This window comes from Polaribacter sp. IC066 (genome assembly GCF_007997085.1).
In the GTDB taxonomy this organism is placed as follows: Bacteria; Bacteroidota; Bacteroidia; order Flavobacteriales; family Flavobacteriaceae; genus Polaribacter.
In genome coordinates this window covers 46,380-53,538 of record NZ_VORR01000030.1, presented here as the reverse complement: position 1 = coordinate 53,538, position 7,159 = coordinate 46,380, and the positions used below count along the sequence as shown (strand labels likewise).

General features: G+C 30.4%; 7 protein-coding genes. 1 reads left to right on the top strand and 6 read right to left on the bottom strand.

The window, feature by feature from the left end:
- Positions 1 to 406 precede the first annotated feature (406 nt).
- The 6 genes from ES044_RS11290 to ES044_RS11265 form a co-directional block, all read right to left on the bottom strand.
- On the bottom strand, positions 407 to 649 hold the full coding sequence (locus ES044_RS11290) for a hypothetical protein (RefSeq protein WP_147119368.1): 243 nt from the start codon (positions 647 to 649) through the stop codon (positions 407 to 409).
- A gap of 198 nt (positions 650 to 847) precedes the next feature.
- Positions 848 to 3,289, bottom strand: coding sequence for a M1 family metallopeptidase (locus tag ES044_RS11285; RefSeq protein WP_147119367.1), 2,442 nt, complete (start codon positions 3,287 to 3,289; stop codon positions 848 to 850).
- A gap of 150 nt (positions 3,290 to 3,439) precedes the next feature.
- A complete protein-coding gene (locus ES044_RS11280; RefSeq protein ID WP_147119366.1) occupies positions 3,440 to 3,979 on the bottom strand; it encodes a DUF4252 domain-containing protein in 540 nt (179 codons plus the stop codon).
- Positions 3,980 to 4,041: 62 nt separating this feature from the next.
- Positions 4,042 to 4,560: a DUF4252 domain-containing protein gene (locus tag ES044_RS11275; protein WP_147119365.1), complete on the bottom strand. Its 519-nt coding sequence runs from the start codon at positions 4,558 to 4,560 to the stop codon at positions 4,042 to 4,044.
- Between the two features lie 42 nt (positions 4,561 to 4,602).
- Positions 4,603 to 5,037 carry a hypothetical protein gene (locus ES044_RS11270; protein WP_147119364.1) on the bottom strand — a complete coding sequence of 145 codons (435 nt, stop codon included), beginning with the start codon at positions 5,035 to 5,037 and terminating at the stop codon, positions 4,603 to 4,605.
- Positions 5,024 to 5,533, bottom strand: a complete 510-nt coding sequence (locus tag ES044_RS11265; RefSeq protein WP_147119363.1) for an RNA polymerase sigma factor — start codon at positions 5,531 to 5,533, stop codon at positions 5,024 to 5,026. Before ES044_RS11265 ends, ES044_RS11270 begins: the two co-directional genes overlap by 14 nt.
- Positions 5,534 to 5,688: 155 nt before the next feature.
- Between ES044_RS11265 and ES044_RS11260 the strand changes: the two genes are divergently transcribed.
- Complete coding sequence (locus ES044_RS11260; RefSeq protein WP_147119362.1) at positions 5,689 to 7,158, top strand: S41 family peptidase; 1,470 nt, start codon at positions 5,689 to 5,691, stop codon at positions 7,156 to 7,158.
- Position 7,159 lies beyond the last annotated feature (1 nt).

The window sequence follows — 7,159 nt, the reverse complement described above, 5'->3', positions numbered from 1 at the left end:
GCACAATATTTTGCTAGAATTAGAGGATATATTACAACGCTCAAAAAAAATAAACAAAAAGTACTAGAAAATATTCAGCTTGCTTTTAGCAAAAATCCGTTCCTACCGGAAATGGCTGAATAGTTACAAACAAAGTATACATTAGAATAAAATATAAAAACGATTACTAACCTTGCAGTTAAAAGCACTTTTTATCTAAATTGTGCGCGAGATTAGTAAATCGTTTTCAAAGTGTCTTATTACAATAAAAGGCTTTTTTTAGTTCATAAAGTTTATGTTTAATTTATCTTAAAAGCATGGCAATAAGTTGATAATAAAGTTAGTATTGTTGCTAATTTAAACCTAAAGATAAAATAAGTTATTCATAATTATACGTTAAGTTTTCGTATATTTTCACATTAAAAAATTAAAATACAAGTTGAAATGAGCATAAGATGAGATTTATAGCAGTTAATGTTACTTCGTGCTCTGAAGCAGCTTCTTTTTGATCTGGATTGCCGGTTAAATTATTACTTCCCATTGTAAAAGTGCCTCCATCAATGTCTTTCATAACCACACTACTTGGCAAAGTTTGCGCTCTTAAAATTGATTTTGGAATAAAAAAAGAGAAAATTAAAAGTGTAAGAATAACGTGTAATTGTGTTTTCATTATTTGGTTTTTAACGGTTGCTTGTTTTGTGAAAGTAGGTGTAAATAAGTAGATAATCCTAAAAACAGACTACAATCTTATGTATAACACTTTCTAAATACCGTTAAAACAAGCGTAATTATTGTAAATGCTGCCATAGATTAGATAAAAACCAATCAAAATAAGTCAAAAATTTATAGATAAAAAGAATTAAAACATTTACAACAACTTCGCCATAGCCGTTTTAATAATTTCTATGTTTCTTTCTCTGTTTGGTTTGTCTACTTTCTTTTGATCATTAATCATATCTCGCATTAAATTAATAACTACTTTATCGAAGTTAAAACCCTTAAACTGTTTTCCTTTTAAAATCATATCATCTACCACATTCTGGATAGCTTCTGTATTATTGCTTTCAGAAATTTGTGTAAATGCTTTTTGATATAACACTTTTGTACTGTCGTCATTGGTTAAAAACATACCAGAAATAACAGTTTTTGCTATAAAAGGCAACTCAGATGCGTCATTTTCTTCAATAAAAATTCTAGTTAAAGGTGTTGCTAATATTTTACGCACTTCATCTGGCAATTCTTTAGATTTTTTAATGGCCGTTGGTTTATCAATATAATAAAGAGAAACAAGTGCTTTTCCTAAAACAGAATACGATTTACTTTCTAATGCTTTTGTAAAAATCGGTTGTAATTCAGGGTCTGTTAATTTCCCTAATGTATTTAAAGCCTCTGCTTGCACAATTGTTTTTGCATCACTATTTGCCATTTGCATAATTTTTTTAATCGCATCTTTTTTAGAAAACTTATTAATCAAATCTATTTGTTGCAACGCTAACTGTCTAATTTTAAATGAAGGATCACTTAAAGCAGCAACCACTGCGTTAAAAGCATCTTTATCATCTTGTTTTTGAACAACTTCTAATAAAGCTTCTCTTCTATGTGCATAATTATCGGCATGTTTTAATTGAAACATATAATCGCTGAACACTTTATTTTCATAGATCGTACACACTAAAGTATTATCTGCATTTACCTGAATTAAATTAGGCTGTTTGTCATAAGGAAAGGTAAAAGAAGCATCATTACCATCTACAAAAACGTTGTGTCTTGTTTTGTTGTTGCCTTCAAAAACATCAATGGCAAAAGGAAACTTAAAGGTTTCTCCTTGCAATTGAATCATATTTACAGTGACTGTTTTTTGCAACGTATTGTAATCATAAGAAATTTCTATTTTGGGATGATTTGCCCCAAAATACCATTGGTTAAAGAACCAATTTAAATCTTTACCCGTTAATTCTTCGAAAACCAAACGCAATTCGTGCACTTCAGCGGCCTGGTATTTATATTTGGTTAAATACTGTTTTAATCCCAAGAAAAAAGCCTCATCACCTAAATAATTACGCAACATGTGTAAGATAGCGCCACCTTTATTGTAGCTAACTAAATCAAACATATCTTCTTTATCGTCATATCTATAACGAACTAAACTTTTGTTTTCATTTTGCCCGTTTTTATACGCCTTTACTTGCTCAAAATAATGCATTTCTGCAGCTACTTTTCCGTGTTTGTAAGCCTGCCATAAATACTCGCTATAATTGGCAAAAGATTCGTTTAAGGTAAGATTAGACCAACTCTCTGAAGTTACCAAATTACCAAACCAATGATGAAAAACTTCATGAGCAATGGTATTTTCTTGCACATTTTCATCGATTAACTGTCCTGGTTTTTGATAAGCTTGTTCTCCATGAACAACAGCTGTGGTATTTTCCATAGCGCCAGAAACATAATCTCTTACTACAATTTGACTATATTTTTCCCATGGATACTCAACACCCAACTTATCAGAAAAGAAACCAATCATCTCTGGCGTTAATCCAAAAATATCCTTAGCGTAGGGTGCATATTCCTTCTCTACATAATAATTTACAGGAATGTTTTTGTAAGAGTCCTTAATAATTTCAAATTCGCCAACCGCCATAAAAGCTAAATAAGGAGCATGTTTTTGATCAAATTTCCAATAATCAGTTCTGTTATTTCCGTTGGATGTTTGCGAGATTAAACTTCCGTTAGAAAGTGTTTTGTATTGATTAGGAACTGTAATATATATTTCTTGTGATGTTTTTTGATTCGGAGCATCTATGGTAGGAAACCAAGCACTGTTTGCTTCGGTTTCACCTTGCGTCCAGATTTGCGTTGGTTTATTTTTATCGGCACCATCGGCATTTATAAAATAAAGCCCTTTTGCATCTGTAATCGCTAAACTGCCTTTATCTTTTACTTTTTCTGGTCTTGCAATATATTTAATGTAGATGGTAAATTCTTCATCTTTTTTATAGGTTTTTGGTAAGTCGATACTTAAATCATAATCGTCATACGCATATACTAACTTTTTAGTATTCATAGAAACGTCCTCAATAATCATCGATTTTGCATCTAACGTAATTTTATCAGTGCTATAAAAATGAGGTTTTGCTGTAACCCAAGCTTCCCCATTCATTGTTTTTTCTTTAAAATTAAAATCGACTTTTAATTTTGTGTGTACTAAATCATGTATTTTTTCTCTTTCGGGTCTATAATTTGCCTGAATTTGAGCAAAACCAATAGTTGACCAAACCATAAAAACTAGCAATACGATTTTCTGAAACTTCATAAATATCATTTTCTTCGAGCTTCAAAAATAGTAAATAAGCTGATAGAAGCTGTTAATTGGTCGTTAAATTCAAAAAGCATACCAAAACAGCATAAAAAAGCTGCAATCTCTAAAGAAATTACAGCTTTTAAAATGCGTTTATACGGTTTACTATTGAAACATTTTGGCAAAATTCTTTAAAGAATCATTATCTGCGTCCATTTGCATGCTATTCATCACTTCCATAATTTTTGCAGGATTCATGTTTTCTCCTAATAATCTTGCAATACCAACGCCAACATCCTTGCTGTAGCCAAAAGCAATTACTTCATCTATAGATTCTGTCTCTCCTGCATAATAAATTTTTACATTCATACCTTTTGCCCTCATAGACATTAAGGCTTTATAATCATCATTATCTTTAAAGATATTTTTTAACGTTGCTTTTTCAGTTTCGTACGCCACATTGTTTTCTGCTGTCTTTTTTAAAAAAACAACATTTATTTTCTTAATACTTTGTATCGTTTCTTTTACTTCATCAGAAACAGCTGCTTTTGCACTTAAAACAGAACTTACGGGCAAGTCTCCTGTAAAGAAACCTTTTTTGCCGCTTGCATCTACTAAATAGGATTGTAAAGATTTTTCATTTTTACAAGAACTTGCAAAAAGAACTAAAAATACTAGCGAAAATAAGGTGGTTAATTTTTTCATTATATCAGTTTTTATGATAAAAAGTCAGATCTATAAAAACCTGACTTTTAATCTTGGTTGATTTACTTGTTTTCTCTCACAATTTTATCGGTAAAATCAGACATTTTGTTAATGTCTATATTACCTGTTAAAGACATCACTATTGCTTCAGACATTCCTTTTGTTTGCTTGTCAATCCCTTTTACAAACATTAAAACTTCACTCACGTAATCTTTGTTTTTAGTGGCTTTTACATAAATTTTAATACGCGAATTATCATCTTTTATTCGCATTAACTGCGTTAAATTAGCTTTCTTAATAGCAGAATTTACCATTTTTTCCATTTTAGAAGCAATTTCTAAATTACTTGTAGAAAACATTTTAAATTCACTTAAATCGTTAATCATTTCAAAAGCCTGCATTACTTCATTCGCTTTTACGTCTGCGCTTTTTGTTTTAAACTTGTTTAGCAATTCAAAAGCGTCTTTGGTTACAATGACCATATCTACGCCATCCATATCTTCTAAAGTGTCGAAAATAGACTGTGCGCTGGTGAACATTGGTGCTACCATAAACGCTATTAATAAGATTATTTTTTTCATACTATCTGTGTTTACTTGGTTTCAATAATTTTTTACTTGGTTTTATTTTAATGCTTTATTTGCTTTGCTTTGGTATGCATATAAAGTGGCAACTGCTTGTTCTCCTTTTTTTAGGTTTGTAGACAACAACTTTAACCCTTTACTTACTTGCGCATAAATTAGTGCTGCTTTTTTTCTTTGTTGATGTTCATCATATTGATGTTTGCCAATAAAGACACTAATCAAAAGTGCTACTGCTGCTGCTACAGAGAGCCATTTTAAGTTTCTAGTTTTAGATTTCGTAGGTTTTAACTTAACGGTTTTTGTGTAAGTTTCATCTTTTGCAAGCTCAAAATAAGAAAATAAATACATGTACTCTTGCAAGTGTGGTGCAACGTCCTCTTTTGTAAAATAGTTTTTTAGGGTTGCCTCTTCTTGCAGCGTAGTTTCTGCATTTTCGTATTTTTCTACTAATTTTTCTATGTTAGCTAACTCCATAGTTGTGTTTTTTAGTTAATTCTTCTCTTATTGTTTTTCTTGCTCTAGATAATGCAACCCTTACTGCAGTTGGTTTCATATCAACCATTTTACAGATTTCCTCAAAATCATATTGTTCAATATCTCTTAACTGAATAATAATTTTTTGTTGTTCGGGTAATTTTTCTATCAATACATGCACTTGGTTTACGCTGTCTTGATATTCTAGTTTCTTATCTAAAGACGTTTCTTTTTCTTTATAATTACTATGAACTAATGTTAAATTACTTGCTTGTTTACTTTTTAAGCGATCATAACAGTAATTTTTTGTCATGGTCATGGCAAAGGCTTCAACGTTTTTATAATCAGCTATTTTCTCTTTATTTTTCCACAATTTAAAAATAAGTTCTTGGGTAGCATCTTCTGCTTCTTCTCTAGAAACTAGCAATCTTTTTGCCAATCTAAAGACCTTATCTTTAAAGGGTAAAACAACTTTTAAAAAGTCTGATTCATTCATTTATTGTTGTTGTTTATCTACTTTTTTAAAATTGATACTAGTAGGTTTACATATTTAAGACGAACTATAATTTAATTTGTTACATGTTAATTTTTAACACGTACTAAATATGTTTAAATTGCGTTAAATTTACTACAATCAAAAGACTTTTTTACATGAAGATTTTTTTTAAAGTTATTTACCTTTCTCTCTTTATCGCAGCGTTTGTAAGTTGTTCTAAAGAATATGAAATTCCGCAAGATTTAGTGGTACAAGACTTTGTTTGGAAAGGTTTAAATGCATATTATTTGCATCAAGATAAAATTGAAGATTTGTCTGACAGACGCTTTAGCTCTGACCAGCAATTAAATACCTTTTTAAATACGTTTCCTAATTATAATTCTCTGTTCTCTAATTTGTTAATTCCTTCGGATGTAAAGTCTTTATTAGTAGAAGATTTTAATACAATTGCACCACCAGCATTAAGAACTGACTTTACAAATGGTTTAGAGTTTGGTGTTTTTCAAGAACAAGATTCAGACACTCTTATTGGCTATGCGTTAGATATTTTACCTCTTTCTTACGCCGCTAATGAACCAATTTCTAGAGGCGATTATTTTTATGCTATTGTAAACACTGCTAATGATACAATCCGTTTACAGAGAGACAATTACATCGATTTACTTGTAAATTATACACAAGATACGTTAAAGCTAGTTATGGTAGATTATGATGGTATCGATATTACTTTAACTGGTAAAAAAGTGGCGTTAGTAAAGAAGCAATACAATTATGAAGCTGTTAATTTTACAAAAACAATGGTAAAAAATGCTGATAAAATTGGCTACATCATGTACAATAACGATTTTTCTACCAATTATATAAATGATTTGAATAATACCTTTTTAGAACTTAAAAATGAAGCTGTTAATGAGTTAATTTTAGATGTTAGGTATAATATTGGTGGAGGAAGTTTTGCTGAAAATATTGCACAAATTGCAAGTATGATAACGGGGCAATTTGAAGATGAAGTTTTTATCAAAGAAGAGTGGAATGCAAAGGCGCAACCTTGGTTTATAGCGTATCAACCAGATGCTATTTTAACAAAGTTTCCAGAGAAATTAAATGAAAACACAACCATTAATAGCCTTAATTTAACAGATATTTACCTTGTTTTAAATGGCAATAATTTTACGGGTTCTTCTGCTGTAGAATTACTTATCAATAGCTTAAAACCATATATAAATGTGCACGTTATTGGCAATCAAACCGCAGGAAATAACACAGGAGCTATCACTTTATACAATTCTGAAGATTATAATTTTCCGTTAAAAAAGGAAACTCATTCGGTAGCTTTAAAGCCTGTTGTGTTAAGTTTCTTAAATAAAGACGACCAAACCTATGAAAACGGATTTTCGCCTAATTTAAGTCTGTGTGCAAATGAGGACGCTTTAAATTTAGGTGTTTTAGGAGAAGATTCAGATCCTATTCTAAACAGTGTTTTAGCCTATATTGCAACCGGAACGGCAATTTCTAATACCAATTGTAATCCTAATAATTTTGAATATCTATATCATAGTATAAACTTGCAAAGATCTCGAGATACCGGCGTATTTATAGAACAAGATTTACCAAACACAAACTAGA